Here is a 26,525-nt window from a genome sequence, read left to right on the forward strand (position 1 = left end):
GAATCCGTGAACCGGTCTTGAGACTCAGGCCGTTGACCTGCTCCAGACTCTTCCAGGGGAAGGCGGAGGACCCGGTCTGTGTGGACGCGTCCGCCGAGCAGTCGACGTACTGGGTCTCGCGGTTGCTCGCCCGGGGGCCGTCCGCGGCGGCAGCCGTCGGCACGGCGGTTGCGAGCAGGGACAGGGCGGTGGCGGCGACGGCCACGGGGATCGGACGGTTACGTATGCGCCATCGATGCATTCGCTGCGGCTCCCTCTGTGCACGTTCTGTGCAGTGTCGAGAGCACTATGGTGCGAAAGAAGGCCATCGCGAAAGACTTTGATCGGATGTCTTGACCTTCTTGCAATATTGCGCAGCAGGGAGCATGAAGTTGTGGCGGCGATTGCAGGGGAGTTGACCGGCACCCGGCCCGCTGGTCGACCTCAAGGATCGGATGACTCCTTTGGTGCGCCGAAGCCCGCGCGAGTGGGCGAGGGCTTCGGCACACCGCCGGCCGGGCCCGTCGGTCAGCCGACGTTCACATCGATACAGGCGTAGAAGGCGTTGGCCGTGTCCGCGATGTTCCACACCGCGAGAACCTTCTGCCTGCCCGTCAGGCCGCCGAAGTCGACCTGATGGGTGACGGTGGCGCCGGGCTGCGCACCGTTGTCGTTGAACTCGGCGATCTTCCGGCCGCCCGCGAAGTACTGCCAGGTGCTCGTGGCGTGCCGGGCGGTCAGAACCCACTGGAACGATGTGCTCCGGCTCACCGGGGTGACCTGCCACCCCTTGGAGTCGTCGTCGAGTTCGGCGAACCTGCCGTTGCCGCCACTGCAACTGGTCAGCCCCTTGGGACCTTCCACGCTCTGCGGCTCGTACTTGATCTCCCCGCAGCTCACGGTCCCGGCGGCGCACTGGGCCTGGCGGCTCGGGGGCGACGAGATGTATCCGTGGGCACTGGCGGAGCCGACCGGAAGGCTCAGGGCCAGTACGGGGGCGAGTAAGGCACCGATGACTGCGGCCGTCTTCCTTTTCGCGTGCATGCTTCTCCTTCACATGAGGCGTCGCCGCACACGAGCGGGCTGTGGGGGCCCGGCAGTGGCAGACCGGCCTCTCCAGTGTGGGGGCCAAGAAGTGCGAAGGGCATGGCAGGAACCTGCCGCGTACGCCCGGGACTCGCGACGTCCGGCAGGGCCCTGCACTTGGACTAGACCATACCTATCGACGCGTTCACGTCAAGACGCCCGGCATCATTCCGTACCTCCCCCGGTGACTACATCCGGATGACGGGCCGGCGGGCCGGGCCGGGCCCGCTCCGGCCCGCGCACCGTCGGCACCGAGCCCCCGTTCAGCGGCGCGTCACCACCCGGTCGCGCCGTCCACGCCCTCCCGCACCAGGTCGGCGTGGCCGGTGTGGCGCGCGTACTCACCGATCATGTGCAGGTGGATCAGGCGCAGCGAGAACTCCTCGCCGCCATGGACGAAGGTGTCGTCCAGCGAGGCCGTGGCGACGATCTCGTCCGCGAGCCGGCATTCCTCGACGAGGCGGGCGTAGTCCTCGGCGGCGCGGGACGGGTCCAGGTCCTCGAAGTCCGCGTCCTTGCCCTTCGCCGGGTCGTACATGGGATCGAGCGACTGCCCGGCGAACCGCTCCCGGAACCAGACCCGTTCGACCTTCGCCATGTGGCGGATCAGCCCCAGCAGGGTGAGGTTCGACGGCCGCACGGTCTGTTGGGCGAGTTGCTCCCCGGTCAGGCCCGCGCACTTGTGCAGCAGGGAGTTGCGGAACCATGCGAGGTAGCCGGTGAGCATCTCCCGCTCGTCGGCCACGAGTGAACCGGATGTGCGCGTTACCTCGGGTGCTGTCCATGTCATGCCGTGATCATGCCTCGCCCGCGGCGGGGCCGGGCAGGGTTTTCACCTGCCGCCGGCCGACTCGGTCGACCAGTCGGTCGTGGAGGACGTGGTGATGGAGGTGGCTGCCCCGAGCACCAGGAACAGGATGAGCAGCCACTTTCCCGCGCCGCTCATGACGAGCGGCCGGGTGGCTGAACGCGGCTGCTGCTGCGGTACGGAGAGGTCGTCGTCGCCGAAGAAACCCTTGGGGTAGGCCGGGGTGAGCATCATGGCGTAGGCGCAGAAGCGCATTTCGTAGCGGAGCACGGCGGCCGTGGCCTCGAAGAGGGGGCGGGGCATGCGTCCCAGGATCAGGGTGATCAGCCACCAGATGATCGCCACCGTCCACCAGCCGGCCACGGCCAGACTCTGCACGACGGCCGCCGGAATCATCAGGATCAGCCGGAAGAGGACGGCCAGGCGGTTGAGGGCGGTGGGTCTGACCTCGATCCGGGCCGGGTAGTCCGGCGGCGGATCGAGGGCGAACGGCGGATAGCGGTCCACGAGCAGCATGCTGCCGGCGCCGACCCGTACCTGGTAGCCGAGGTATCCGGCGAGGAACCGGAAGAGCGGTTCGGGCAGCCGCCCCAGGAACAGCGCGGCGAACCAGCCCACGATGACGGTCAGCACGGCCGCGATGTGCAGGAAGAACAGCACGATGAAGTGCGGGATCAGGATCAGCAGCCGCACCAGCACGGTGAGCCGGCGCTGCCGTGGCGGCTCGATGATGTCCAGCACGGGCAGCCACTCGACGGCGGCCCATGCCCTGGGGCCCGGACTCCACTGGGCGTCGGCCATTTCGCTCCTCGTCGGCGGGTGGTCCGTACGCCGTCGGCGCGTACGACGTCTCCCCACGCTGGGCCCGGTGGCGGCGCCCCGCAATCGGTCATGGGCCGAACGGGTGTCCCCGGCCCCTCGCGGCGGTCGTACGGCGCACGGGTGGCCGGGCTCACCCGGCGGGTTCGAGCAGCTTTCCGCGCAGTGCCGCCGCCAACTCCTGGTCCGTACCGAGGAATTCGGTGACGTAGGCGTGGACGGAGCCGTGCGTCGCGGTCAGGTCGGCCAGGAAGAGCCGCATGATGTCGGCGGGCGCCGTGCCATATCCGGGCCAGCGGGGATCCTGGCCGGAATGGTCCGCCCGCCAGTCGGCCAGCAACCGTTCGGTGGCGAGCCCGGTGAGGGCGAAGTCGGCGACGATGTCGTCCTCGCCCACGCCGAGCAGGGACAGGACGAGCGCGGCGAGCAGCCCGGTCCGGTCCTTGCCCGACGCACAGTGGAAGACGACGGGGCCGCTGTTCTCGTCGGCGATCACTTCCAGGGCGTGGCGGAGTTCGACGACTCCGTCGTGGGCGACCTCCGCGTAGCGGTCGGCCAGGAAGCGCCCGGTCTCCACCTCCGGGCCCAGGGCGGCCTGGTCGTAGGGCCGGTGCTCGATGCTGAGGTTGTGGTAGCGGAGCCCCGGCGCCTCGGGCACTCGCCCCTTGGCGGCGATCTCCCAGTCGTACCGCAGGTCGATGACCGTGCCGATCCCGAGGGCCCGGAAGCGGTCCTCGTCCTCGCCGCGCAGCTTGCCCAGCGAATCCGACCGGTAGAGCCGGCCCCATCGGACCGGTCGGCCGGCCTCCCCCGGATAGCCGCCGACGTCGCGGAAGTTGTGCAGTCGCTCGAATGCCAGGTGCCTGTTCACGACGGAGGACTCTAGAGGCGCACGGCGGGATACGTCGACGTCGCGGTGGCGCGGGCCCGAACCGAGAATGCAGGCGTGTCCACTCCCGCGCGTCGCTCCGCCCCCGCCCGCCATGCCGGGCCCGGCCCATGGGGCGAATGGGCCCTGCTGCTCCTGTCGGCCGCTTCCGGGGCGGCCGACGCGTTCGTCTTCATCTGCGTCGGCCAGGTCTTCGCCGGGGTGATGACCGGAAATCTGGTGCTGCTCGGCGCTTCCGCCGCCGGCGCCGGAGAGCAAGGAGTGGCGCTGCGGGTGATCACCGCACTGGTCGCGTACGCCGTCGGTGTCGGCTGCGGTGCGTGGATGAACGAGCGTTTGCGGTGGTCACTGCCGGTGATGCTGCTGGTGGAGGTGGTCCTGCTGGCGGCCGCGGCCGTGCTGTGGGCGCTGGGGCTGATCACCTCGGACGGGGACCGGCTCGGGCTGCTGGTGCTCATCGCCGTGGCCATGGGCGTCCAGGGCCGGATCCGGGCGACGCCCACCAACTATTTCACCGGCACGCTCACCGCCCTGGTCGGCCGAGCTGCGCTGCGGTCCTGGGAGCGGGGGGACCACTGGGTGGCCGGCCGGCTGATCGCGGTCGTGGCGGGCGCGGCCGTGACCGCGCTGACCGTACGCCTGTGGCCCGACGCGGCCGCCCTGGTGGCGGCGGTACCGGCGGCGGGCGCACTGCTGATCGAGACGGTACACCGACGGGCTTCAGGGGGCTGACCTGCGAAGATTCCCAGGGCAGAGGAAAGCCCCGGCCGGATCGGGGGAATCCAGCCGGGGCGGCTCAAGGGTGGGCGCGGTGCGCGACATCCACATATAGGTGAACGATAAACCACCACTTCCCGTTCCCGGAAACGCGCACCCCGCACTGTGATCCACAGCACGGAGCGCGGCCCCCCGCACCTTCGCAGTCAGCGCTCCTCGCGGAAGAGCACGTGCTGCCCCACCACGGGGTCGAACTTGCGCAGCACCAACCGGTCAGGGTTGTTGCGACGGCTCTTGCGGGTCACATAGCTCTGCCCCGTTCCGGCCGTCGACCGGAGCGTCACGACGGGACGGGTCTCACTGCGGGCCATGGGCACCTCCAGACTCTCGCACCGACCCCAGTCCCCTACGATGGGAATGGGTGTCGTTTTCGATATGCTGACGTAACGCGACGGCTCACCGCCGCATTCCCGCCGCGGAGCCCACGACACTTCGGCATATGCCCCGACCGGACCCGGCGTGCGGCGAGGGGACGCCGGACGCTGGCGCACAACCGTCCCCACACGCCGGTTGACTTGCGCCAACGTCCGCTGACAGCAAGGGCGTTCGACTGACCGACGCCCTGCGCAGCCTGTGGCATATGCCGGAAGCAACAACGTCTCGAGTGTTGCCAAATCCCTTACGGGCTCCCGCAGGCTGTGCCACAGTCATCTTCGGTCCACCTTCAGACCTGGTCGTGCCGCGCCTGTATCGGAGTACGAGATGCCGTCCCATCTGTCCGCGGACCGCCCCGCCCCACAACCACCCGAGCGCGACACCGTCGATGCCCTGATCAACCGGACCCTCCGGCTCCGCGGCGATGTGGATGCCGTGCGGCGGGACACGGTGCTGATCGACGAGGAGGACCCGCAGCTGCGCTGGCAGCGGGCGCTCTGCGATCTCGCGGTCCACCATCTCGACGACCTCGGGGCACACCTGGGACAGCTCAGGGAGGGCCTGCCGCCCGGGACACCGCAGCACCTCGCGCGGATCCCGGCGCCGGGAGCAGGGCAGGACACGGCGCAGGAAGACCCACAGAAGCATTACGACGAGCCGAAGCCCGGATCGCTGATCGGCCGGGTGGGCAGCGCCGAGTGGAATCTGCTCACCGACGCCGTCAGCTGGTCCGAGGAACTGTTCCAGATCTTCGGCAGGCCCCCCGCGGCCGGACCGCTCTCGCTCGACGAACTCCCGTCCATACTCCTTCCCGAGGACCAGCCCCTGCTCACCGCCCTGGTGACCGACTGCCTCGTGGACGGAAAGCCGATAGACGGCGAGTTCCGCATCACGCGGACCGACGGCCGGGTGCGCACGCTCCACATGATGGGCGAGCCCGTTCTGGATTCGAACGGGTGCACCGCCTCGATGTGGGCCGTCCTGCGTGACGTCAGCGAGCTGCGGCGCAGCCAGCAGGCACTGCGCCGGACCCATGACTCGCTGCGCAGCCGGGAGCACCGGGCGCAGACGGAGCACCGTCTGGCGGTCGAGCTCCAGGAGGCCGTGCTCCCCCCGTGGCGGGGTTCGCTGCGGCTTCCCTCGCAGGGGCCCGGCGCCCTGGACATCGCGGCCCATTACCTTCCGTCGAAGTCGAGTTCACTCATCGGCGGCGACTGGTACGACGCACTGGAAATGCCGGACGGCCGGACCGTGCTCACGGTCGGTGATCTGACCGGGCACGGCGTCCAGGCCACCTCGGCCATGGCGATGCTGCTGGGCGCGCTGCGCGGCATGGCCGTGGCCGGCATCGAGCCGGGTCCTCTGATGGGGCACCTCAATCAGTTACTGGAGTCCTCCGTTCAGCCCGCTCTCGGCAGCGCGGTGTGCTGCCGTGTCGATCCGGCCACCGGCACCCTCGTCTGGGCGCAGGCCGGGCACCCCGCGCCGCTGCTGTTCCGCGACGGTGTGGGGCGTCCGCTGCCCGCGCCGGACGGGGTCCTGCTCGGCGCGGCCTCCGGGGTCGCGTACGAGCAGGACGAAGTGCGCCTGCTGCCCGGCGATGTGCTGGTACTGCACACCGACGGGCTGAACCGTCACAGCGACCGGGGTGCGGGCCCGGACGCGCTGCTGGCTCTGGCACCGCGGTTCGCGCAGGCCCGTTCGGCACAGGAGTGCCTGCGGACCGTCGTCGCGGAGTTCGGTGGCATCGAGCGCCTGGACGACGCCTGCGTACTGATCGCCCGCATCGGGGCGTAGCGCACGACGGCATGCATACAGGACCACGGACACACGGAACACCGGACACGGCGCGGTACGCAGGAGGGCATGCCCGCCTACGGGTGCGATGCTCGGACGGCCGGTAGTAGGAAAGACGGAGGTCGGAAGGTCTGTGCCAGGCGCCCCCTCGTCGCGGCGCCCGCAGGTCAGATCTCCGACGACCGCCTGCGCTGCTTGATGATGGAGCTCTGCGGCAGCGAAAGCTTGATCTCCTCCCGCAGGTCCTCGATCTTCGCGTAGCCCGCGAACTGGCCCGTGAGCCGGTACATTTCGCGCAGCCGGTCCCAGGTGCGGTGCGAGGAGGTCTCCCCCATCGTCACCAGGGCCAGTCGCGCGTAACGGTCGGCCTGCTCGGGATCATCGGCGATGAAGCAGGCCGAAGCGAGCGAGATGTAGTCGAAGATCTTGGACCGCTGGCGTCCGTTGGCCCGCAGCTCCAGCGCCAGCTTGGCGTGGCGCTGGGCCACGATCGCCGCCGACGGGTCGTGTTCGGCGAGCGTGCGGAAGGCCAGGGCCTGCATGCCGTGCATGTCCGCCTCGTCGAACATCTGCATCCAGCTGGGCGGCGGCACATCGCTCTTGTCCGAGGTGAAGAGCTCCTCGGCCTTCCCGAGCGTGCGCCGCATCGCCTGGCCGCGGCCCATGGACGCCTGTGCCCAGGCCTCGATGGTGTGCAGCATCGCCTGGGTGCGGGGCAGAACCATGTCCCCGGAACCGGACTTGGCGAGCTTCATCAGATCCAGGGCGTCGTCGGGACGGCCCAGATGGACCATCTGGCGGGCCGCCCTGGAGAGCGCCTCGCCCGCGCGGGGGCGGTCGCCGCCCTCGCGCGCCGCGTGGGCCGCGATGATGAAGTACTTCTGGGCGGTCGGTTCGAGGCCGATGTCGTGGGACATCCATCCCGCGAGTACCGCGAGATTGGCCGCCACGCCCCAGAGCCTGCGCTGGAGATGATCGGGGTGGCGGTAGGCGAGCATGCCGCCCACCTCGTTGAGCTGGCCCACCACGGCCTTGCGCTGCAGTCCGCCACCCCGTGAGGCGTCCCAGGCGCGGAACACCTCGACGGACCGTTCGAGCGCCTCGATCTCGTCCGACCCGATGGGCGCGGCCTCGTACCGGTCGAAACCGGCCGGGTCCGCGTGCAGCGGGTCTTCGATCCTTGGCGCGTCGGCCGCCAGTACGGGGTCGGAGTGCAGCCAGTCGTGCATGGGGCCGGTGATGGTCGATCCTGCGGCGAGCGCGGCGCCCGCGCTCACCAAGCCGCGTCGGTTGAGCATGAGGTCCATTCCCGTGAATTCGGTGAGGACCGCTGCCGTCCGCTCGGGCGCCCACGGCAGTCCGTCGGGATTGTCCTGCGTCCCGGCCTCCTGCCGTTTCCCCATACGCCCGCGTCGGCCGAACCCGAGGTCCTCGATGGTCACGACACGACCGAGCCGCTCGGTGAACAGGGCAGCCAGCACCTTGGGCACGGGATCTCGGGGGGACTCCCCCATGTCGATCCAGCGCCTCACCCGCGAGGTGTCGGTGGCCAGTTGCGGGTGGCCCATGGCCGCCGCCTGCCTGTTCACCATTCTCGCAAGTTCGCCCTTGGACCAGCCGGCGAGGCCGAACAGGTCGGACAGGCGGGTGTTGGGTTCTCCGGTCACGTCAAGCCCCCAGGTTCTCGGCTGTGTTGACAGTAACCCCCTGTCAGAGGCCTTGCGACAATTCGCCAGGGTTCGCCAGGGTCCGCCAGTTGGTCTGCCACCCGCCTGCCGGTGTCAGGTAGGAAAGCGCCACCCCGCCCGGCAGCCCTAGGTACTCCCCAGGGTGCCGAACGGCCGCCGGCCGGGGCGGCGCACGCAACTTGTCGGCGCGCGAAGGGATCTGTCTCGCCCATGTACACAGCATCGTCCTCCGTGACCGCCCCGCCCCGGCCGCTCCGTCCCCTGGGGGCGGGCGGCGGTCCGTACCTCTCCCCGCACGCCGCTCCCCCGGCGCCCGGCACGGTCCGGCCGCGTCGGCCGGCCGGGATGGTCGGCCCGCCGCTCAGCGGCCGGCTGGACCTGTCCGGCGCGCAGGGGGCGCAGCTGAGAATGGCGATCGCCTCGGTGCACCGGATCTGCCCCGAGTTCAACCCGGTCCAGGTGCTGCGCCGCAGCGGCCGTTCCGTGCTGCTCGTGGGCTCCACCGGCCGGGCCACCGCGGTCGCCAAGTGTTTACTGGACCACTCCCCGGCGTGGTCGGAGCGGTTCCGTCACGAAATAGCTGCATATCGTGCGTTCGTCCGGCACCGTCCGCCGGTGCGCGTGCCGCGGCTCATCGCGGCCGATCCGGAGAACTGCACACTGGTGATCGAGCGGATGCCCGGCCGGGTGGCCGCGTTGACCCGGCATCCCTCGGAGGCCCCGCCCCGTGCCGATGTCCGGGCCGCGCTGGGCGCGATCAGCCGGGTCAACGCCTGGCGGCCGGCGCCGGGGCTGTTCGACGCCCCGCTCGACTACGCCTCGCGGATCGCGCGCTACCACGAGCTGGGGCTCTTCACCGACCGCGATCTGGGTGATCTGCAGAAGCTGCTGCACGGTCTGGCGCACGCGGGCGGCCGGCAGGGCATGGGGCAGTTCTGTCACGGTGACGCCCTGCTCTCCAACATCCTGCTGTCGCCCACAGGTCCGGTGCTGGTGGACTGGGAGCACGCGGGCTGGTATCTGCCCGGGTACGACCTGGCGACGCTCTGGACGGTCCTCGGTGACGCACCGGCGGCACGGCGTCAGATCAGCCAGCTGGCGCAGGCCAACGGACCGACCGCGCGGGACGCGTTCCTGGTGAACCTGATGCTGGTGCTGACCCGCGAGATCCGTACGTACGAGACGGCCGTCCAGCGGGCCATGCGGGATTCGACGGCCTCGGGCGCCGGTCAGGAGCGCCCGGGTGCGCTGTCGTCGAGCGAGGAGCAGCGGCTGTTGCTGCGCCGGCTGCACGACGACTGTGCGATGGCCCGCAGGGCCGTACGTGCCGCGGTCGGCACCCGCTGACCCTGCCAGGGGATGCGTGCTGCGGGTCCGGTGCCGACACACCGGGCCCGCGGCACGCCGAGGTACGGTCAGGGGCTCTTGAAGTCGACCGCGTCCACGTCGAACGAGTTGTCCTGCGGGGACGTGAAGACGAGGTACAGCTTGTGGGTTCCCTTCAGTTCCTGGACGGGCACGGGCGGGGTCGCCTGATAGTTGTCCCAGCCGCCCGTATTGGGCACCGGGGTGGTGGCGAGCAGCGGGCCGTCGGCGGAGTCCGCGCGGAGTTCGATCGCGCCGACCCCGTTCGGTGAGGACAGCCGGTAGCTGACGGTGCCGATGCCCTCGACGCTCATCGGGTCGAACGCGACCCAGTCACCGTCGGAGACGTCCCCGATCCGCTTGCCGTTCTCGGCTCCTTCCTGGGCGACGATCCGGGTGCCGGACTGGGCGTCGTAGTACTCCGCCTGCTTGTGCTTCGGCTGGAGCACGGCGCGGCCGTAGCCGGTCAGGGCGGAGACGCCGTCGCCGCCCTTGTCGGTGTACTTGGCGTTGAGTACGTAGGTGAGGTCCGCTCCTTCGGGGTGGCCGCCCAGGTCACCGGTGTCGACGGTGCCCTCACAGCCGGGGATGTCGGTCGTGGGGTGCTCGTGGTCGTCGTGGCCCAGGGCCGGGTTGACGGTCACCTTGGTGCAGTCGACCGGGCCGTCCTCGGGATCGGTAACCGTGACCTTGTACGGGATCTTGTCGCCGAACTCGATGAGTTTGCCGCTGACCGGGAATTCGATGGTCACCTTCGGTGCCGTGTTGCCGGCGGTGACGGGGATGTTGGCGTAGCCGGACTTGCCGGTGGAGTCGGTGACCTTCAGCTGGGCGGCGAAGTCGCCCCTGGCCGTGTAGGTGTGGCTGGGCGACGCCTCCGTGGAGTCGTAGGTGCCGTCGCCGTCGAAGTCCCAGGCGTAGCTGAGCGCGTCCCCGTCCGGGTCGTTGCTGCCCTCGCTGGAGAAGTCGACCTTCAGCGGTACGGGGCCGTCCGTGGCGGAGGCGGCCGCCTTGGCCACCGGGGCGCGCTGTCCCTGGGCGTAGTCGATGCGGTAGAGCCCGGAGTCGTTGTTGCCGCCACCGAACGAACTGCCCCATTCGAGGACGTAGAGCGAGCCGTCGGGCCCGAAGGTCATGTCCATCGGCTTGTTGAACTTCTGGGTGGAGAGGAAGTCATTGATCTTCAGGACCTTCTGGTCCTTGTCGAAGCGGACTTCCTTGACGAAGTTGCGCGACCACTCGTAGAAGAAGCTCGCGCCCTCGAAGTAGGCGGGGAACTTCGTGGTGGAGGGGTTCTTCCCGTCGTAGTGGTAGACGGGGCCGCTCATCGGGGCCGAGCCGCCGCTGCCGACCTCGGGGAATTCCTCGGAGGCGCCGTAGCCGTACCAGATCTCCGGCTGCTGGATGGGCGGGAGTTCGGTCAGTCCGGTGTTGTTGGGCGAGGGGTTGACGGGGTTGGCGCAGTCGAACTTGGCGCCGACCTCCTTGGTGTCGGGGTTGTACGGGGCGTAGGCCTGGTTGTTGCCGTGGCAGAACGGCCAGCCGAAGTTGCCGGCCTTCTTGATGACGTTGTACTCGACGAGGCCCTCCGGTCCTCGGTCGGTGGTGGGCAGTCCGCGGTCGGGGCCGTAGTCGGAGGCGTGGACGTAGCCCGTCTTGGGGTCGACGGTGAAGCGGAACGGGTTGCGGAAGCCCATCGCGTAGATCTCGGGGCGGGTCTTGGCCGTGCCGGGGGCGAAGAGGTTGCCCTTGGGGATGGTGTAGCCGCCGGAGTCCTTCGGCTTGATCCGCAGGATCTTGCCGCGCAGGTCGTCGGTGTTGCCCGCGGTGCGGGCGGCGTCGAGCATCTGCTTGCCCTCGCGCCAGTCGAGCGGGGCGTATCCCTGCCAGTTCGGGTCGAGGTTGGGCGGGGTGTCGTCGCCGACGCCGAGGTAGAGCGTGCGGCCGGGGCCGAACTCGACGGCGCCTCCGGTGTGTCCGGGCTCGGGGAAGCTGCGGTCGCGGTAGGCGGGGACGTCGAGGAGCTTCTTCTCGCTGGCGGGGTCGAGGGTGTTGCCCCTGACGGTGAAGCGGGAGAGCCGGTTGACGTCCTCGGTGGCACCCGCGGGGGCGTAGTAGAGGTAGATCCAGTGGTTCTTGACGAAGTCCGGGTCGAGTTCCATGCCGACCAGGCCGTCCTCGCCGCCGGTGTAGACGTCGAGCTTTCCGGCGGTGGTGGTGGCGTGGGTCGCCGGGTCGTAGATGTTGATCTCGCCGCTGCGCTGGATGTAGAAGACCCGGCCGTCCTTGGCGACGTCGAGTTCCATCGGGTCGGCGGTGTTGTCGTCGAGAGCCACCTTCTCGTAGCCGCTCCAGACGGTGCCGCCGCAGTCGCCGGGCTTGTTGCCCGCGGCCCACCTGACGCCGCCCATGACATGGGTACGGAAGGCGGCTTCGCTGTACGAGGCGGTGTCGTGGCCCATGGCGGTCGCCCAGACCCTGCCGCCCTCGGTGTTGCGGCACCAGGAGATCGGGTGGTCGGCGCCCATGGCGGAGCCGCCGGGGTTGTAGGTGGTCTCGTCGGCGGTGACCAGGACGTGGACGTCACCGCGGGGGTTCCGGTCGAAGTTGTACCACTCCTCGGGGCGTTCCCAGCGTTCGGGGAGTCCCGCGGTGGAGGGGTGGACGCGGTCGGCGACCTTGGCGGTGCCCTGGAGGACACCGGGTGAGTGGGCGGGCATGTGGACGCCGCCGTTGATGGCCTCGTCCCACCAGGGGAAGGTCTCCTCGATGCCCATGTCGAGGGTGTTGTGGAGGGCGACGACGCCGCCACCGCCGCGTACGTAGGACTGCATCGCTTCGCGCTGGGCGTCGGTGTCCCAGACCATGCCTGAGTTCTGCAGCATGACGACGACGTCGAAGTCCTTGAGCTTCACCGGGTCGAAGACCGCGGGGTCGGCGGTCTCGACGAGTTCGAAATTGCCGGCGGCCGCCTCCTCCTTGAACATCTGGATGCCGGCCGGGATGGAGGCGTGCACATAGCCGACGGCGCGGGTGAAGAGCAGGGCTCGGAAGGCGGGGGCCTTGCCGGTGGTGGCTGCGGTCGCGGGCAGTGCGGTCAGCGCGAGGAGCAGTGCGCCCACCAGCGCGATGAACGTACGCCGCATGTCACGGACATGACAGCGCAATCGGTGACGGCTCACGAGCGGGTCCTCTCTGCGGATTGCGGACGAGCGGTGTCAGGGGGTGGTGCCGAGGGCGTGGCGCAGAAAGGCCAGGCCGTCGGCGGCGATGCTGTCCTGGGTGCCGGCGAGCGGGCGCCAGACCGAGGCGGCGACCGCGATGGCGTCGTTGTGCGCGGTGAACGACTCGATGCAGAGCGGGCCCCAGTAGCCGCACGTGGTGAGCGCGGCGAGGAAGCCCGGCCAGTCGAGACTGTCGGCGCCGGGGGTGCCCCGGTCGTTCGCGCACACCTGGACGTGGACGATGCGGCCCGCCGCGCGGTGCACGGCGTCGGGCAGCGAGCGTTCCTCGATGTTCTGGTGGTACACGTCGAGCGCGAGGCCGATGGTGCTCTCGGGAAGCCCGGTCAGCGCTTCGAGGGTCTGGTCCACGGTGTTGAGCAGACTCGTCTCGTACCGGTTGAGGGGTTCCACGGCGAGCCGCACCCCCGCCGCGCGGGCGTGCGCGACCACCGGGGCGAGGTTCTCCCGCAACTCCTCGTACGCGGCGGCGCGTTCGGCACGGTCCATCCGCCAGGTGCGGCCCACCGCCGCGTACATGGGTCCGGCGACGGTGGGGGCGCCGAGAGCCCGGGCGGCGTCGACGCACCGGAACAGATAGTCCTGGGTGACCCGGACGGTCCCCGGGTCGGTGCGGACGAGATTGCGGTCGGGCGGCATCACGGCGATCACCGCGGCGGGGGCGAGACCGGAGGCGTCGAGCAGTTTGGCGACGGATCCGGGTGCCCAGTCCCGTTCGTTCTCCAGCGGGATCTCGACGCAGTCGAAGCCCCATGCGGACAGCTTCGGCAGCACGTCACCGAGCGTTTCGTAGGTCACCGGCGAGTGCCAGATCCACGGGTTGGCGCCGAGCGGGAGAGCGACGGTCACTTCTTGCCTCCCCATTTCTCGGGGAATCCGGGGAGGTTCTCGCAGCCGCACATCGCGTAGTGCAGTGGCGGCATGCCGGGCTTGAAGTACCGGTCGAGGGTCTCCTGGGTGACGGTGGGCTGCGGCAGCTTCCACTCCTTCGGGACCTGCTGCCCCTTGAGGATCCTCAGCGCGGCGATGACCGGGGTGCGCCACTGGAAGGTGGGGTAGGAGGGCGCGATCGCGGTGAGCTTCTTCTCCTTCCATGCCTGGAGGAAGTCCTGCTGGTCCTCGCCGGTGATGGGCGGCACGTCCCGGCCGGCGTCCTCGAAGGCCTCCACCGCGGCGACGGAGGTGGCCCCGGAGTCCATCCAGACGCCGTCGATGTCGCCGTTGCGGGTGAGGGCGTCGGTGACGATCGCCTTGGTCTTCGCCGGGTCGCCGTCGGTGAACTTCACGTCCACGACGTCGAGTCCGCTCTTGTCGAACGCGAGCTTCGCCGCCGACCAGCGGGTCTCCAGCACATCGACGCCGGGAGAGATCCGCAGGGCGAGGATCTTCCCCTCGGGCTTCACCTTCCCGACGAGGAAGTCGGCGGCGACCGCTCCGTAGCCGTAGCCGCCGATCGGGTTGATGAAGGTGACGGCGCAGTCGGTCTCGACGCCCCGGTCGAAGACGATCACGGGCACCTTCGCGCAGGCCTGTTCGACGGCGGGGGTCAGGGTGGCCGTGGTGTTCGGGGAGACGATCAGGGCGTCGCAGTCCCGGCCGGCGAGCTCCTGGATGTCGGAGATCTGCTTGTCGTCCTTGCCCTGCGCGTCGAGAACGGTGAACTCGGTGATCTCCTTGTGGAGTGCGGCCTCGGCCCGCATGTTCTTGAGGCCGACCTGACGCCAGGGGTTGAAGACCCCCGCGTTGGAGAAGCAGAGCCGGATTCCGCCGGAGTCCTTCTTCCGGTACCGGCCGGTGTCGACGAGCTCCGGGCGGAGCATCTGCTCCCACGGTCTCGTGGCGGGCCCCTGCGGGGTGACCTCGGCGAGGCCGAGCTGGCGGTCGTACTCGGCCCGGTCGAAGAACTTCGACTGCTCGCCGGTGCCCGGGTCGCCCGTGCCGCCGCTCGCTCCGGCGGCGGGCGCGTCGGGCGGGGCGTCGCTGGTGCAGCCGGCCAGCAGGGCCGCGCCGAGCAGTGCGGCGACCGGCGCGAGGACGTGTCCGAGCTTTCGCGTACTCATGAGGCTTTCGCTCCCGGGGATTCGGTGCCGCGGCGGCGCAGCCTGGACCAGTCGGCTGCGCCGAGGGCGACGGCGGCGATGACGATGACGCCTTGCACGGTCGATTCCAGTGCGCCGGAGACGCCCTGGAGGTTGAGCAGGGTGAACAGTGCCTGGAGCGAGAACGCCCCGGCCATCGCCGCGACGACGGAGCCCCGGCCGCCGCCCAGCACCACGCCGCCCAGGACGACGGCGGTGATCGCCTCGAACTCGTAGCCCCGGCCGGCCTGTGCCGAGACTCCGGAGAAGCCACCGACCAGTACGGCCGCGAGCGCGGCGGCGATGCCGGAGAGGACGAAGGCGATGGTCCGGGCGCGTGCGACCCGGACTCCGGCCAGGGCCGCAGCGCGTTCGCTGTCGCCGGTGGCCAGGAGCGTACGGCCGAAGTCGGAACGCATCAGGCGTACGGCCAGCAGACCCGCGACGACGCAGGCCAGTACGGCCCACGGCAGCCAGCCGAACGCGGTGCCGCGGCCGAGCCTGCGGAACTCCGCAGGCAGCGCGCCGTGCGGCGAGCCGCCGGTCCAGAAGAAGACGGCGCCTTCGAGGATCAGCATCATGCCGAGCGTGGTGATGAACGAGGGCACCCGCAGCAGGGTGGTGATCAGTCCGCTGACGAGTCCGGCGAGGGCTCCGGCGAGCAGCAGGACCACAGTCACGAGCGGCCAGGGCGCGGCCGGGAACGAGCCGTACAGTTCGGCGGCGACGACCACCCCGGCGGTGACGATCGCTCCGACGGAGAGGTCGAACTCGCCGCAGACGATGACCAGGTACTGGCCGGCGGCCAGGATGACGAGGGGGGCGGCGCGCTTGACGAAGGCGAGGAAGCGGTCGGGTTCGTAGAAGCCCGGGTCGGTGAGGGCGAGCGCGGTGAGCAGCACCGCGAGCAGGAGGTAGACGGGTGTGCCGGTGGTGAGGGCACGCAGGACTCGGCGGCCTTTGGCGGGTGCCTGGGCGGTGGTCATGCGGTCCGCTCCTTCGGGGTGCGGCGGCCTCGGGCGTAGAGGGCGACGGCGGCGATGATGACGACGCCCCGGACGACGTTCTTGAAGAACGGGTCCACGGACAGCTGGTTGAAGACGCTGTCGAGCACGGCGAGGACGAGGACTCCGCCGAGGGTGCCCGCCACTCCCCCGCGTCCCCCGGCGAGCGCGGTGCCGCCGAGGACGACGGCGGCGATGGACTCCAGGTCGTAGCGGGCCTCCGTGCCCGCCCAGGGGGCCCCGGCACCGAGCCGTGCGGCGAGGAAGAGGGCCGCCGCGCCGACGCACAGCGAGCACAGGAGGTGCGCGGCGACGACGGTGCGCCGGGTGCGGACGCCGGAGAGCCGGGCGGCGTGCTCGTCGCCGCCGGTCGCGTACATGTGGTGGCCGAGCCGGGTGCGGCGGGTGATCAGCCAGAGGACGGCGGCGACCGCGAGGAGGAGGAAGAGCGAGACGGGGACCGGTCCGATCCGGTCGTAGCCGAGGTGCTGGAAGGAGGCGGGGACCTTGCCCGCGGGGCCGGTGTAGTTGTCCTCGATCCAGCCGCGCAGGATGAAGGCGGTGCCGAGGGTGGCGATGAAGGCGTTGACCTTGAGGCCGGTGACGATCAGCCCGTTGGCCAGGCCGACGGCGGCGCTGAGGGCGAGGACTGCGATGACCGCCACGAGCACGCTGCCGCTCTGCATCGTCTCCGCAGCGACAAGGGTGCCGAGGCTGATGAGGCAGGCGACGGAGAGGTCGAGCGATCCGGTGAGGATGACGACGGACTGGCCGACGGCCACGAGGCCCAGGGCGACGCAGTTCTGAAGGATCGTCACCACGTTGGTCACGGTCAGGAAGTCCCCGCCGCGGGCCGCGACGGCGATCCAGCCGAGCACGGTGACGGCGAGTGCGGCGAGCCAGACGCCGGCCACGGGGCCGGTGAGGCGCGGGCGGGCGGTGCGCGGTGCGGCGGCGGGGGGTCGGGTGCCGAGGCCGGGCCGGAGGACGGTCATGCCGCTCCCTCCGTGGCGCTGCCGCCGCCGGTGGCGACGCGCATGACGGCCTCCTCCGCGGCTCCGGCGGGCAGTTCACCGGCGAGGCGGCCTTCGGACATGACCAGGATCCGGTCGCTCATGCCGATCAGCTCGGGCAGTTCTGAGGAGATGATCAGTACGGCGAGGCCCTCGCGGGCCAGTTCCCGTACGAGGGTGTGGATGGCCGCCTTGGCGCCGACGTCGACGCCGCGGGTGGGTTCGTCGAAGAGGAGGACCCGAGGGCGGGCGGCGAGCCATTTGGCGATGACGACCTTCTGCTGGTTGCCGCCGGAGAGGTACTGGACCTGCTGGTCCTCGCCGTGGGCATGGAGGCGTACGCGTTCCAGCAGCGCGGTCACCTCACGGCGCGCGGCCGGTCTGCCGCGCGCGGGGACGGCCCGGGTCACGAGCAGCGCGTTGTCGGCCACGGACTGGTGGAGTGCGAGGCCCTCCCCCTTGCGGTCCTCGGTGACCAGGGCGATCCCGGCCCGGACGGCTTCCCGGGGGTTCGCCGGGCGCAGCGGCTCCCCGCCGACGTTCATGGTGCCCGTGGTGAAGGGAGCGGCGCCGAAGAGGGCGCGGGCGAGGGAGGTGCGGCCGGAGCCCTGGAGACCGGCGACGCCGACGACCTCGCCCGCCCGCAGGGTCAGGTCGATGCCGGAGATCCTGGAGTTGCCGCCGCCGCGCACCGTGAGCCGTTCTTCGCCCGGCTCTTCCGGGCCGGCCCGGGGCGGGTAGTAGGCGCCCAACTCCCTTCCGACCATGGCGCGTACCACCGTTTCGGCGTCGGTCTCGCGGGTGTCGAGGGTGGTGACGCGGCGGCCGTCCTTGAGGACGGTGATGCGCCGCGAGAGGTCGAAGATCTCGCGGAGGCGGTGCGAGATGTACAGGATGCCGATCCCGCGGGCGGTCAGGCGGCGTACGAGGGAGCCGAGTTGCTCGACCTCGTGGTCGGCGAGCGCTGCGGTGGGTTCGTCCATCACCAGGATGCGGACATCCGACGCGAGGGCCTTGACGATCTCCACGGTCTGTCTGCGCGCGACCGACAGTTCGTGGACGGGGGTGCGCGGGGTGATGCCGGTCTCGTCGAGTTCGGCGAGGAGTTCGGCGGTGCGCCGCTCCATGGCGCGCCGGTCGACCAGTCCGTACCTGGTCGGTTCGCGGCCGAGGAAGACGTTCTCGGCGACCGTGCGGTGGGTCAGGAGCGCGAACTCCTGGTGGATGATGCCGACCCCGGCGGCCTGCGCCTCGGCCGGGTGGCCGAAGGAGCGGTCGGTGCCGTCGATGGTGATGGTCCCCGCGTCGGGTAAGTGCTCCCCCGCGAGGATCTTCATCAGGGTGGACTTTCCCGCGCCGTTCTCCCCCACCAGGGCATGCACTTCTCCGGCTTCGAGGTCGAGCCCCACCCCATCGAGCACACGCACCCCGAGGAAGCTCTTGGACACACCCTGCATCGTCAGCATCGAACTGCTCCTCGCTCAGTGGTCTGCAGAGCAGAGTCGTGACAGGCATTGGGAGTGTCAAGGGCTCAAGCACCTTTGTTCCATGGCGACTTGGCATGTACTTATGCCGATGAACGAACAGCGGATGCCTTGTGAGCAGCGGAAGTCGTCCCTAGGGTGACTGCCATGTCTTCGCCGTCGGATCGCAATTCCGCTGCCGCGTCGCACTCGCCGGGCGAGGTGCTCGCGCTGATCGGCTCGGGGGCGGTGACGACCCGTGCCGACATCGCCCGGGTCACCAAGATGGCCCGCTCGACGGTCTCCCAGCGGGTGGACGCGCTGATCGCGCACGGCCTCGTGGACGAGGACGCCGACGGCGGTTCCACCGGCGGCCGGCCCCCGAGACGGCTGGCGCTGCGCACCCGTGAGCACGCGGTGGCCGGGGTGGATCTGGGGGCTTCGCACTGCCGGGTGGCGCTGATGGACATCGGTGGGACCATGCTCGCGTCGCACGAGGAACCGCTGTCGATCGGCGACGGCCCGGATTCCGTGCTGCGGCATGTGGAGCGCACCGTGCGCGCCCTGCTGGAGGAGACCCGCCGGGAGCCGAGGACGCTGCGGTCCATCGGCGTCGGGGTGCCGGGTCCGGTGGAGTTCTCCACCGGCCGTCCGGTCGATCCGCCGATCATGCCGGGCTGGCACCAGTATCCGATCCCGGAGTTCTTCGCCTCCCGGTTCGGGGTGCGTGCGCTCGTCGACAACGATGTGAACGTGATGGCGCTGGGTGAGCAGCGGCGCGCGTTCCCGGACTGCCGCTATCTGCTGTACATCAAGGTCGGCACGGGGATCGGCTGCGGAATAGTCGCCGACGGCAAGCTGCACCGGGGCGCGCAGGGGTGTGCCGGTGACATCGGCCATATCCGGGTCGGGGATCTCGACGATCCTTGCCGGTGCGGCAATTCGGGCTGCTTGGAGGCCGTCGCGGGCGGCGCGTCACTGGCGGCGAAGCTGGTGGCCCTGGGGCTGGACGCGACGTCGGGCAGCGATGTCGTGCGCCTGGTGCGGTCCGGGAACCGGGACGCCGTGCGGATGGTCCGGGAGGCCGGGCGGGCGGTCGGTGAGGTGCTCGCCGGTCTGGTGAACTTCTTCAATCCGGACACGGTGGTGATGGGCGGCGCGCTGGCCGCCGTTCACGACCAGTTGCTCGCGGGGGTCCGGGAGGCGGTGTACCGGCGCTCGCATCCGCTGGCCACCCAGCTGCTGCGGATCGAGCCGAGCCGTACGGGCGAGAACGCGGCGGCGGTGGGGGCGGGGATCCTCGCCATCGAGCACGCGCTGTCTCCCGCGCAGGTGAACCGGCTGGTCGCGGGGTGAGGCCGAGTGGCCCCTCCGGGCACGGTCGGGGCGTGAGGAGGGGCGCTCGGCGGGCGGTCAGGCCGGAGTCATCAGGTCCCACCGTGCCTCGAACAGCACACACCGGTACTGCGCCCAGCTCCCGTCGGCGAGGCCCGCGTCCCCGGCCGTGACGCACTCCTGCTGGGTGTCGAACGAGCCGGAGACGTCCCAGCCCTGCGCCCCGGTCTCGGACGCGGCGGCGGCCGAGGCCGTCGCCACGGTGACGACGGCTCCGGCGCCGGTGAGTGCGAGTGCCATGGCGACGCCCGCGGCGGCGGTGGCGGCGGTCCTGGTCAGCTTGTGCATGAAGGCTCCTTCTCGGCGGTACGGATTCCCGGCGCTCCGTCGTCACTGCGGCGGAGCGCCGGCGTGATCTCAGCGGGTGCGCACGATGTCCACGTCGGACGCCTTCACGAAGGCGATCCGGTGGCCGATCTGCACCGTCACGTACTTCTCCTTGCCGGCGAAGTACGCGTGGTCGAACGGGTACGAGGAGTCGATCGTGGGCGCGTAGAAGAAACCTGTGGGCGCCTCGCCGCCGCCGGGGTAGGACTGGCCGGCCTTGATCGTGTACTGGAGCGGCGCGCCCACCCGCTTGTCCGTGAAGTCGGCGGGGTACTCGGACTGTTCCGGGTACGCGACCCCGTAGACCGGTACGTCCGTGCGGCCGGCCTTCGGCCTGACGACATGGCCGGAGGTGGGCGTGGTGTTACGGCTGCGGGCCGGGGTCTCGAACCAGGCCTTCCGGCCGTACCACCAGATCGCCGTCCAGCCGGGCGCGTGGTCGGCGACCACGGCCTGCTGGGTGGCGCTGATCTTGCTGCCCCAGTCCGCGACGCAGTTGGTGCCGGGCGAGCCGTCGGTGTGCAGGCCCGGGTCGGAGAAGAGGGGTGCTTCGGTGGACGGCGCGGTGTGCAACGGGAGTGCGCTGGAGCCCTGGACCGGCAGGTCGACGCCCTTCTCGCAGTCGCGGAACGCCTGCTGGTTCCGTTTGAAGTCCGGGCTGACGGTGATCAGTTCGCTGCTCTTGGGGGCGCTCGGTACGGTGGGCTTGCCGAGCAGCGCCATGAAGCGGTTCCAGTCCCAGTAGGTGCCCGGGTCCCAGTGCATGTTCTTGGTGCCCGACGCGCTGGTGGGCGGCACTCCGTCGTGGCCGATGATGTGCTGGCGGTCGAGCGGTATGTCGTACTTGGCCGCGAGGTAGCGCACCAGCCTGGCCGTCGAGCGGTACATCTCGGGGGTGTACCACTTGGCGCCGTCGACGGCGACGCCCTCCTGCTCGATGCCGATGGAGTGGCTGTTGAGATACCAGTTGCCGGCCTGCCAGGCGACGTCCTTGCCCTTGACCATCTGGGTGACGTGCCCGTCGCCCGAGCGCACCACGTAGTGGGCCGAGGTCTGCTTCAGCGGGTTCTTGAAGATCTTCAGGGTGGTGTCGAAGTCTTCCTCGGTGTCGTGCAGGACGATGAATCTGACCTTGTTGGTGTGCGGCCGGTCCGCGGTGTCGTAGTTCCCGTACGTCTCCTTGTCGGCCGGGTCACCCGTCTGCTGGTAGGCCGCCGGTACCCAGTCGCATGCGAGGCTGCGCGGGCATTCCGGTCGCACCCCGTCCGCGCCGGCCTGCGTCACGGGGCTGAGCAGCGTCATGCTCAGTGCGCCGACACCTGTCAGCGCGAGTGCGAGTCCGGTCCTCTGCTTGGACGTCATGACAACCCTTCTTGGAGCCGTGCGTGATGGAGCCGTGCGTGTTCCGATCCCACTGATCCGCTGTGCGCGCACACTCTCCGACCTGAGATGACAGCACGTCAAGGGATCTGTGGAGGTCGTGGGCCGAGCCAGTGGACCAGACCACTGGCGGGTTGTCTGACCTGCGCAGGAAAGATTCAACCGGTCGTTGCCGAAGGCCTGTTGCCCACATCCCGGGCATCTTCCGGAGGCCCGGCCGGGTGCGCCCGGACACCACCAACACCCATGCCTTTTATCTGACTAATCCCGGATGTGCGTGCCCCGAACGGCCGAAGGGTAGTGCTCGCGCCGACACGATCACGTCCGCGCGATGCCCGCGCGGCGATCCAGGAAAGGCCGTACGCACATGGCTCAGCCCTTCACTCTGCCGGACTTCTACGTTCCGTATCCGGCGCGGCTCAACGTCCATGTCGAGGAGGCCCGGATCCACACCAAGGAGTGGGCGCGCAGCATGGGGATGGTGGAGGGGTCGGGCATCTGGGAGGAGAAGGACATCGACTCCCACGACTACGCGCTGCTGTGTGCGTACACCCATCCCGACTGCTCGGCCGAGGCGCTCTCACTGGTCACCGACTGGTACGTGTGGGTCTTCTTCTTCGACGACCACTTCCTGGAGCTGTTCAAGCGCACCCCGGACCGTGAGGGCGGCAAACGCTATCTGGACCGGTTGCCGGCGTTCATGCCGATGGAGCGCGGGGCACCGATGCCGGAGCCGACCAATCCGGTCGAGGCGGGGCTGGCCGACCTGTGGGCGCGAACGGTGCCGAGCATGTCCGACGCCTGGCGGGCCAGGTTCGCCGAGGCCACGGAGAACCTGCTCAACGAGTCGCTGTGGGAGCTGTCCAACATCAACGAGGGGCGCATCGCGAACCCCGTCGAGTACATCGAGATGCGCCGCAAGGTGGGCGGCGCCCCGTGGTCGGCGGGGCTCGTGGAGTACGCGGCGGGCGCCGAGGTCCCCGAGGCGGTGGCCGGCGAGCGTGCGCTGCGGGTGCTGCGGGACGCCTTCTCCGACGGCGTACACCTGCGCAACGACCTGTTCTCGTACCAGCGGGAGGTGGAGGACGAGGGCGAGAACAGCAATGGTGTGCTCGTCCTGGAACACTTCCTCGGCTGTTCCACACAGGAGGCCGCCGACGCGGTGAACGATCTGCTGACCTCCCGGCTCCAGCAGTTCGAGAACACCGCGCTCACCGAACTCGGGCCGCTCTGCGCCGAGAAGGGACTCGACCCGGCGCAGACCGCGGCGGTGCTCGCGTACGTCAAGGGCTTGCAGGACTGGCAGTCCGGCGGCCATGAGTGGCACATGCGCTCCAGCCGTTACATGAACGACGGCGCGGTCGAAGCGGCCACCACCGGCTTCGGGATGGCCGCGGCGTCGATCAAGTTCACATCACGCTCGGAGACGGCCAGGCTGCGCAGCCACACCCACCTGCCCTACCAGCGCGTCGGCCCGTCGCTGCTGCCCGACATCGAGCTGCCCTTCGGCACGACGCTCAGTCCGCACCTGGACGGGGCGCGGGTCCGCATCGTCGACTGGGCGGGCCGGATGGGCATCCTGGAGGCGCAGCCGGGCGTGCCCGGTTCGCACATCTGGGACGAGGAGCGGCTCATCGCGACCGATCTGCCGCTCTGCGCGGCGGGGCTGCACCCGGACGCGACGCCCGAGGAGCTGGACCTGTCCTCGCAGTGGCTGACCTGGGGGACGTACGGCGACGACTGGTTCCCGGTGGTGCACGGGCGGGCCCGCGATCTGGCGGGGGCCAAGCTGGCCAATGAGCGCCTGTCGCTGTTCATGCCCCTGGACGGGGGCGGGACGCCCGAGCCCGTCAACGCGCTGGAGCGGGGGCTCGGTGATCTCTGGGCGCGTACCTCGGCGCCGATGGACGAGAGCGGGCGCCGGGCGTTCCGGAAGGCGGTCGAGGACATGACCGCCAGCTGGGTGTGGGAGCTGGCGAACCAGGTGCAGAACCGTATCCCTGACCCGGTGGACTACGTCGAGATGCGGCGCATGACGTTCGGCTCCGACCTCACGATGAGCCTGTGCCGGCTGGGTCACGGCAGGAAGGTTCCGCCGGAGATCTATCACAGCGGGCCGCTGCGCTCCCTGGAGAACGCGGCGGCGGACTACGCCTGTCTGCTCAACGACCTGTTCTCGTACCAGAAGGAGATCGAGTTCGAGGGTGAGGTGCACAACGGCGTCCTGGTCGTGCAGAACTTCTTCGGGGTGGACTATCCGACCGGAGTGGCGATCGTGTACGACCTGATGAAGTCCCGGCTGAGGCAGTTCCTGCACGTCGCCGAGCAGGAACTCCCGGTTCTCTACGACGACTTCGGGCTGGACGCTCAGGCGCGGGAGGTGCTGGCGGGGTACGTGCAGGAGCTCAAGCACTGGCTCGCGGGCATCCTGATCTGGCACCGGGACTGCCGGCGCTACCGCGAGCAGGATCTGCTGCGCGGCACCGGAACCCCGTGGCACATCAGCGGTCCCACGGGGCTCGGTGTCTCGGCGGCGCGGGTGACCGCGCTGTTCGCTCAGCCCTCGGCGACCAGGGTGTAGCGGCTGCCCGCGCGTGCCTTGAAGACCTTCTCGCCGCTCGCGAACAGCGTGCTGCGGACGGTCACTTCGCGGGTGCGGCTCGCCGTGATCACCACACGGCGGGCCTGCCCGGCGGCCCATTCGATGTCGACGGTGAACCCTCCCCTGGCACGCAGCCCGCGCACCGATCCGTCCGGCCAGCCCGACGGGAGGGCGGGCAGGATGTCGACGGTGTCGTGCTGGCTCTGCAGCAGCATTTCGGCGATGCCCGAGGTGGCGCCGAAGTTGCCGTCGATCTGGAAGGGCGGGTGGGTGTCCCAGAGGTTGGGCAGGGTGGAGCTCTTCAGCTGTTCGGCGAGCATCCGGTGGGCGTGGTCACCGTCGCGCAGCCGCGCCCAGAAGTTGATCTTCCAGGCCTTCGACCAGCCGGTGCCGCCGTCGCCGCGCGCCCCGAGGGAGACCTCGGCCGCCCGTGCCCATGCGCTGCCGGGTTCGATCTGGCGGCCGGGGTGGAGGGCGAACAGGTGCGAGACATGGCGGTGAGTGTCGGCCGGGTCGTCCCGGTCGGTCTTCCACTCCTGGAGCTGGCCCCACGACCCGATCCGCAGTCCGGGATCGAGCCCGTCCAGGGCCGTCTCCAGCCGGCTGCGGAAGGCCGGTGAGTCACCGAGGGTGCGGGCGGCCTCCAGGGTGTTGGTGAGGAGGTCGTGCACGATCTGCTGGGACATCGCGGCACCGGCGGTGAAGTCGCCGTGCTCGGGAGAGTAGCTGGGGGTGACGACGAGCAGTCCGTCGCGCGGGTCGGTGCGCAGATTGGCCAGCCAGAATTCGGCCGCCTCCTTCATCGCCGGGTAGGCGGTGGAGCGCAGGTAGTCGGTGGAGCCGCCGAACCGGTAGTGCTCGTACATCTGCTGAGTGAGCCAGGCCGCGGCCTCCGGGAACCAGAAGGCGGTGGACCAGTCATGGACGCCGGTGAAGCCGTACGGGTTGGTCTCGTTGTGCACCACCCAGCCGGCGGTCCCGAACATCTCCTTCGCCGTCCTGCGGCCGGGGGCACGCATGGCCTCGATGTAGCGGTCGTACGGCGCGGTGGTCTCGGCGAGGTTGGTGACCTCGGCGAGCCAGTAGTTCATCTGCAGATTGATGTTGCTGTGGTAGTCGGCCGACCAGGGCGGGGTGGTCGAGTTGTTCCACACTCCCTGGAGGTTGGCGGGCAGCGAGCCTGCGCGTGAGGAGGCGATCAGCAGGTAGCGGCCGTACTGGAAGAACAGCGCTTCCAGGGCCCGGTCGGCGGAGCTCGTTCCGCCCGTGTAGCCGGCCAGCAGCCGGTCGGTGGGCAGGTCGGGCAGTTCCTGGCCGATGTCGAGGGCGACCCGGTCGAAGAGGGCTCGGTGGTCGCGTACGTGGGTGTCGCGGACCTTCTCGTACGAGGTCCGGGCGGCCTGGTCCACGGCGGCGGTGACCGCGGTGTGCGGGTCGGCGCCGCGGTAGGCGGGATAGCTGTCGGCGTAGTCGGTGCCCGCGGCGAGGAAGAACCAGGCGCTGTCTGCGCCGGTGACGGTGAGGGTGCCGTCCGTGCCCGCGGTGACGGTGCCGCCGCTGGTCAGGACGCGGATCTGGGCCTCGAAGCGCAGACCGTTGTCCTTCAGCGCGCCGCGTACGGTGAGCCGGTCCCGGTCCGCGGTGACGGTGCAGTCGTCGCGGGGCGAGGTGTGGCGCAGGGTGAAGGACACCTGTCCCGGACGGTCGGCGGCGAGGCGTCCCGCGATCACTCTGCCCGGGTGGGAGACGAAGAACTCCCTTGTATGGACGACCTGTTGGTGGGTGTAGGTCACGGCGGCGAGGGCGTTGCGCAGGTCGAGGGTGCGGCGGTAGGAGGCGTCGGGAGCGGCCGGGGCGTTCGGCAGGTCCAGTCTCAGCTCGCCGAATACCTGGTAGGCGCCGTAGCCGCGCCGAGCCTGGCCCAGTTCGGCGGCGACGGCGTCCGGGCCGAGCGTGCCCTCGCTGTCGAGACGCTGCTGCACGCCGGCGAGGGCGCCGGGTCTGGGAGCGGTCCAGTTCCCGAAGTCATAACCCTGGGCGGAGCCGGGGCCACCGGTCCACAGGGTCTTCTCGTTGAAGGTGAGCTGCTCGGAGGCGAGCGTCCCGAACACGCTCGCGCCGAGGGCGCCGCCGCCGATGGGCAGCGACTCGCGCTCCCAGTCCGCGGCGGGCACGTCGTACCGGAGCGTCGGTTCCGCCTGGTTATTCGAGTGGGCGGCTCCCGTCGATTCATCGGAGGTACCGGCAGCAGCAGCTGTGCTGGAAAGGGCCGGGACTCCCAGTGCCAGCGCACCGGTTGCCCCTATCGCTGTCTTCACGGTGGTACGTCGCGTGATCCCGGATGTCATGCGGCCGACGGTAAAGGTCCGACGACTGACCCGACAAGGAGCGTGACAAAGCGGCCTCTTGGACGGAGGCCGCGAGCACTTGGACGGATC

General features: G+C 70.1%; 20 protein-coding genes and 1 pseudogene. 5 read left to right on the plus strand and 16 right to left on the minus strand.

The genetic code is table 11. The annotated features are described in order from the left end of the window. From EES42_RS45135 to EES42_RS33340, 5 genes and pseudogenes are all read right to left on the minus strand, one after another. Positions 1-205: pseudogene (locus EES42_RS45135) on the minus strand (right-handed parallel beta-helix repeat-containing protein); the annotation flags it as partial. 302 nt (positions 206-507) lie between these two features. After that, complete coding sequence (locus EES42_RS33325) at positions 508-1,023, minus strand: lytic polysaccharide monooxygenase auxiliary activity family 9 protein (RefSeq protein ID WP_124721933.1); 516 nt, start codon at positions 1,021-1,023, stop codon at positions 508-510. Between the two features lie 316 nt (positions 1,024-1,339). Further along, the gene (locus EES42_RS33330; protein WP_124721934.1) at positions 1,340-1,855 is read right to left on the minus strand and encodes a DinB family protein; all 516 of its coding nucleotides are present in this window, start codon (positions 1,853-1,855) and stop codon (positions 1,340-1,342) included. A 42-nt stretch (positions 1,856-1,897) separates the two neighbouring features. Next, positions 1,898-2,674, minus strand: a complete 777-nt coding sequence (locus tag EES42_RS33335; protein ID WP_124721935.1) for a DUF4389 domain-containing protein — start codon at positions 2,672-2,674, stop codon at positions 1,898-1,900. Between the two features lie 151 nt (positions 2,675-2,825). Then, a complete protein-coding gene (locus EES42_RS33340) occupies positions 2,826-3,563 on the minus strand; it encodes a tyrosine-protein phosphatase (RefSeq protein ID WP_124721936.1) in 738 nt (245 codons plus the stop codon). Positions 3,564-3,638: 75 nt separating this feature from the next. On the opposite strand from EES42_RS33340, the gene EES42_RS33345 reads away from it, so the two are divergent. Further along, positions 3,639-4,313, plus strand: coding sequence for a YoaK family protein (locus EES42_RS33345; protein WP_241196751.1), 675 nt, complete (start codon positions 3,639-3,641; stop codon positions 4,311-4,313). A gap of 191 nt (positions 4,314-4,504) precedes the next feature. On the opposite strand, the gene rpmG is transcribed toward EES42_RS33345, so the two are convergent. Continuing rightward, a complete protein-coding gene (rpmG, locus tag EES42_RS33350; protein WP_124721937.1) occupies positions 4,505-4,669 on the minus strand; it encodes a 50S ribosomal protein L33 in 165 nt (54 codons plus the stop codon). A gap of 391 nt (positions 4,670-5,060) precedes the next feature. Between rpmG and EES42_RS33355 the strand changes: the two genes are divergently transcribed. Continuing rightward, positions 5,061-6,530 (plus strand): PP2C family protein-serine/threonine phosphatase, encoded by a 1,470-nt coding sequence (locus EES42_RS33355; RefSeq protein WP_124721938.1) that lies wholly within the window; start codon positions 5,061-5,063, stop codon positions 6,528-6,530. 167 nt (positions 6,531-6,697) lie between these two features. Here EES42_RS33355 and EES42_RS33360 read toward each other — a convergent pair whose 3' ends face one another. After that, complete coding sequence (locus EES42_RS33360; protein ID WP_124721939.1) at positions 6,698-8,197, minus strand: DNA-binding protein NsdB; 1,500 nt, start codon at positions 8,195-8,197, stop codon at positions 6,698-6,700. Between the two features lie 231 nt (positions 8,198-8,428). Between EES42_RS33360 and EES42_RS33365 the strand changes: the two genes are divergently transcribed. Further along, positions 8,429-9,565 carry an aminoglycoside phosphotransferase family protein gene (locus tag EES42_RS33365; protein ID WP_124721940.1) on the plus strand — a complete coding sequence of 379 codons (1,137 nt, stop codon included), beginning with the start codon at positions 8,429-8,431 and terminating at the stop codon, positions 9,563-9,565. Positions 9,566-9,633: 68 nt separating this feature from the next. On the opposite strand, the gene EES42_RS33370 is transcribed toward EES42_RS33365, so the two are convergent. The 6 genes from EES42_RS33370 to EES42_RS33395 all read right to left on the minus strand — a co-directional run bounded on the left by EES42_RS33370 (position 9,634) and on the right by EES42_RS33395 (position 18,386). Then, positions 9,634-12,729 (minus strand): ThuA domain-containing protein, encoded by a 3,096-nt coding sequence (locus tag EES42_RS33370; RefSeq protein WP_241196752.1) that lies wholly within the window; start codon positions 12,727-12,729, stop codon positions 9,634-9,636. A 72-nt stretch (positions 12,730-12,801) separates the two neighbouring features. After that, the gene (locus tag EES42_RS33375) at positions 12,802-13,674 is read right to left on the minus strand and encodes a sugar phosphate isomerase/epimerase family protein (RefSeq protein ID WP_241196753.1); all 873 of its coding nucleotides are present in this window, start codon (positions 13,672-13,674) and stop codon (positions 12,802-12,804) included. Continuing rightward, positions 13,671-14,885: an ABC transporter substrate-binding protein gene (locus EES42_RS33380; protein ID WP_124721942.1), complete on the minus strand. Its 1,215-nt coding sequence runs from the start codon at positions 14,883-14,885 to the stop codon at positions 13,671-13,673. Before EES42_RS33380 ends, EES42_RS33375 begins: the two co-directional genes overlap by 4 nt. Beyond that, positions 14,882-15,889: an ABC transporter permease gene (locus EES42_RS33385; protein ID WP_124721943.1), complete on the minus strand. Its 1,008-nt coding sequence runs from the start codon at positions 15,887-15,889 to the stop codon at positions 14,882-14,884. The genes EES42_RS33380 and EES42_RS33385 overlap by 4 nt, the downstream gene beginning before the upstream one ends. After that, entirely contained in the window at positions 15,886-16,902 is a 1,017-nt protein-coding gene (locus EES42_RS33390) for an ABC transporter permease (protein WP_241196754.1), read from the minus strand. The genes EES42_RS33385 and EES42_RS33390 overlap by 4 nt, the downstream gene beginning before the upstream one ends. After that, complete coding sequence (locus EES42_RS33395) at positions 16,899-18,386, minus strand: sugar ABC transporter ATP-binding protein (RefSeq protein WP_124721944.1); 1,488 nt, start codon at positions 18,384-18,386, stop codon at positions 16,899-16,901. The genes EES42_RS33390 and EES42_RS33395 overlap by 4 nt, the downstream gene beginning before the upstream one ends. Positions 18,387-18,551: 165 nt before the next feature. Here EES42_RS33395 and EES42_RS33400 point away from each other — a divergent pair, with 165 nt between their 5' ends. Beyond that, on the plus strand, positions 18,552-19,739 hold the full coding sequence (locus EES42_RS33400) for an ROK family transcriptional regulator (protein ID WP_124721945.1): 1,188 nt from the start codon (positions 18,552-18,554) through the stop codon (positions 19,737-19,739). 57 nt (positions 19,740-19,796) lie between these two features. On the opposite strand, the gene EES42_RS33405 is transcribed toward EES42_RS33400, so the two are convergent. After that, the gene (locus EES42_RS33405) at positions 19,797-20,066 is read right to left on the minus strand and encodes a hypothetical protein (protein ID WP_124721946.1); all 270 of its coding nucleotides are present in this window, start codon (positions 20,064-20,066) and stop codon (positions 19,797-19,799) included. 69 nt (positions 20,067-20,135) lie between these two features. Further along, on the minus strand, positions 20,136-21,467 hold the full coding sequence (locus EES42_RS33410; protein ID WP_124721947.1) for an N-acetylmuramoyl-L-alanine amidase: 1,332 nt from the start codon (positions 21,465-21,467) through the stop codon (positions 20,136-20,138). A 385-nt stretch (positions 21,468-21,852) separates the two neighbouring features. On the opposite strand from EES42_RS33410, the gene EES42_RS33415 reads away from it, so the two are divergent. Then, a complete protein-coding gene (locus EES42_RS33415; protein WP_124721948.1) occupies positions 21,853-24,066 on the plus strand; it encodes a terpene synthase family protein in 2,214 nt (737 codons plus the stop codon). Here EES42_RS33415 and EES42_RS33420 read toward each other — a convergent pair. Next, positions 24,042-26,435, minus strand: a complete 2,394-nt coding sequence (locus EES42_RS33420; protein ID WP_124721949.1) for a glycoside hydrolase family 95 protein — start codon at positions 26,433-26,435, stop codon at positions 24,042-24,044. The genes EES42_RS33415 and EES42_RS33420 overlap by 25 nt on opposite strands. Positions 26,436-26,525 lie beyond the last annotated feature (90 nt).

This window comes from Streptomyces sp. ADI95-17 (assembly GCF_003846175.1).
GTDB lineage: Bacteria > Actinomycetota > Actinomycetes > Streptomycetales > Streptomycetaceae > Streptomyces > Streptomyces sanglieri.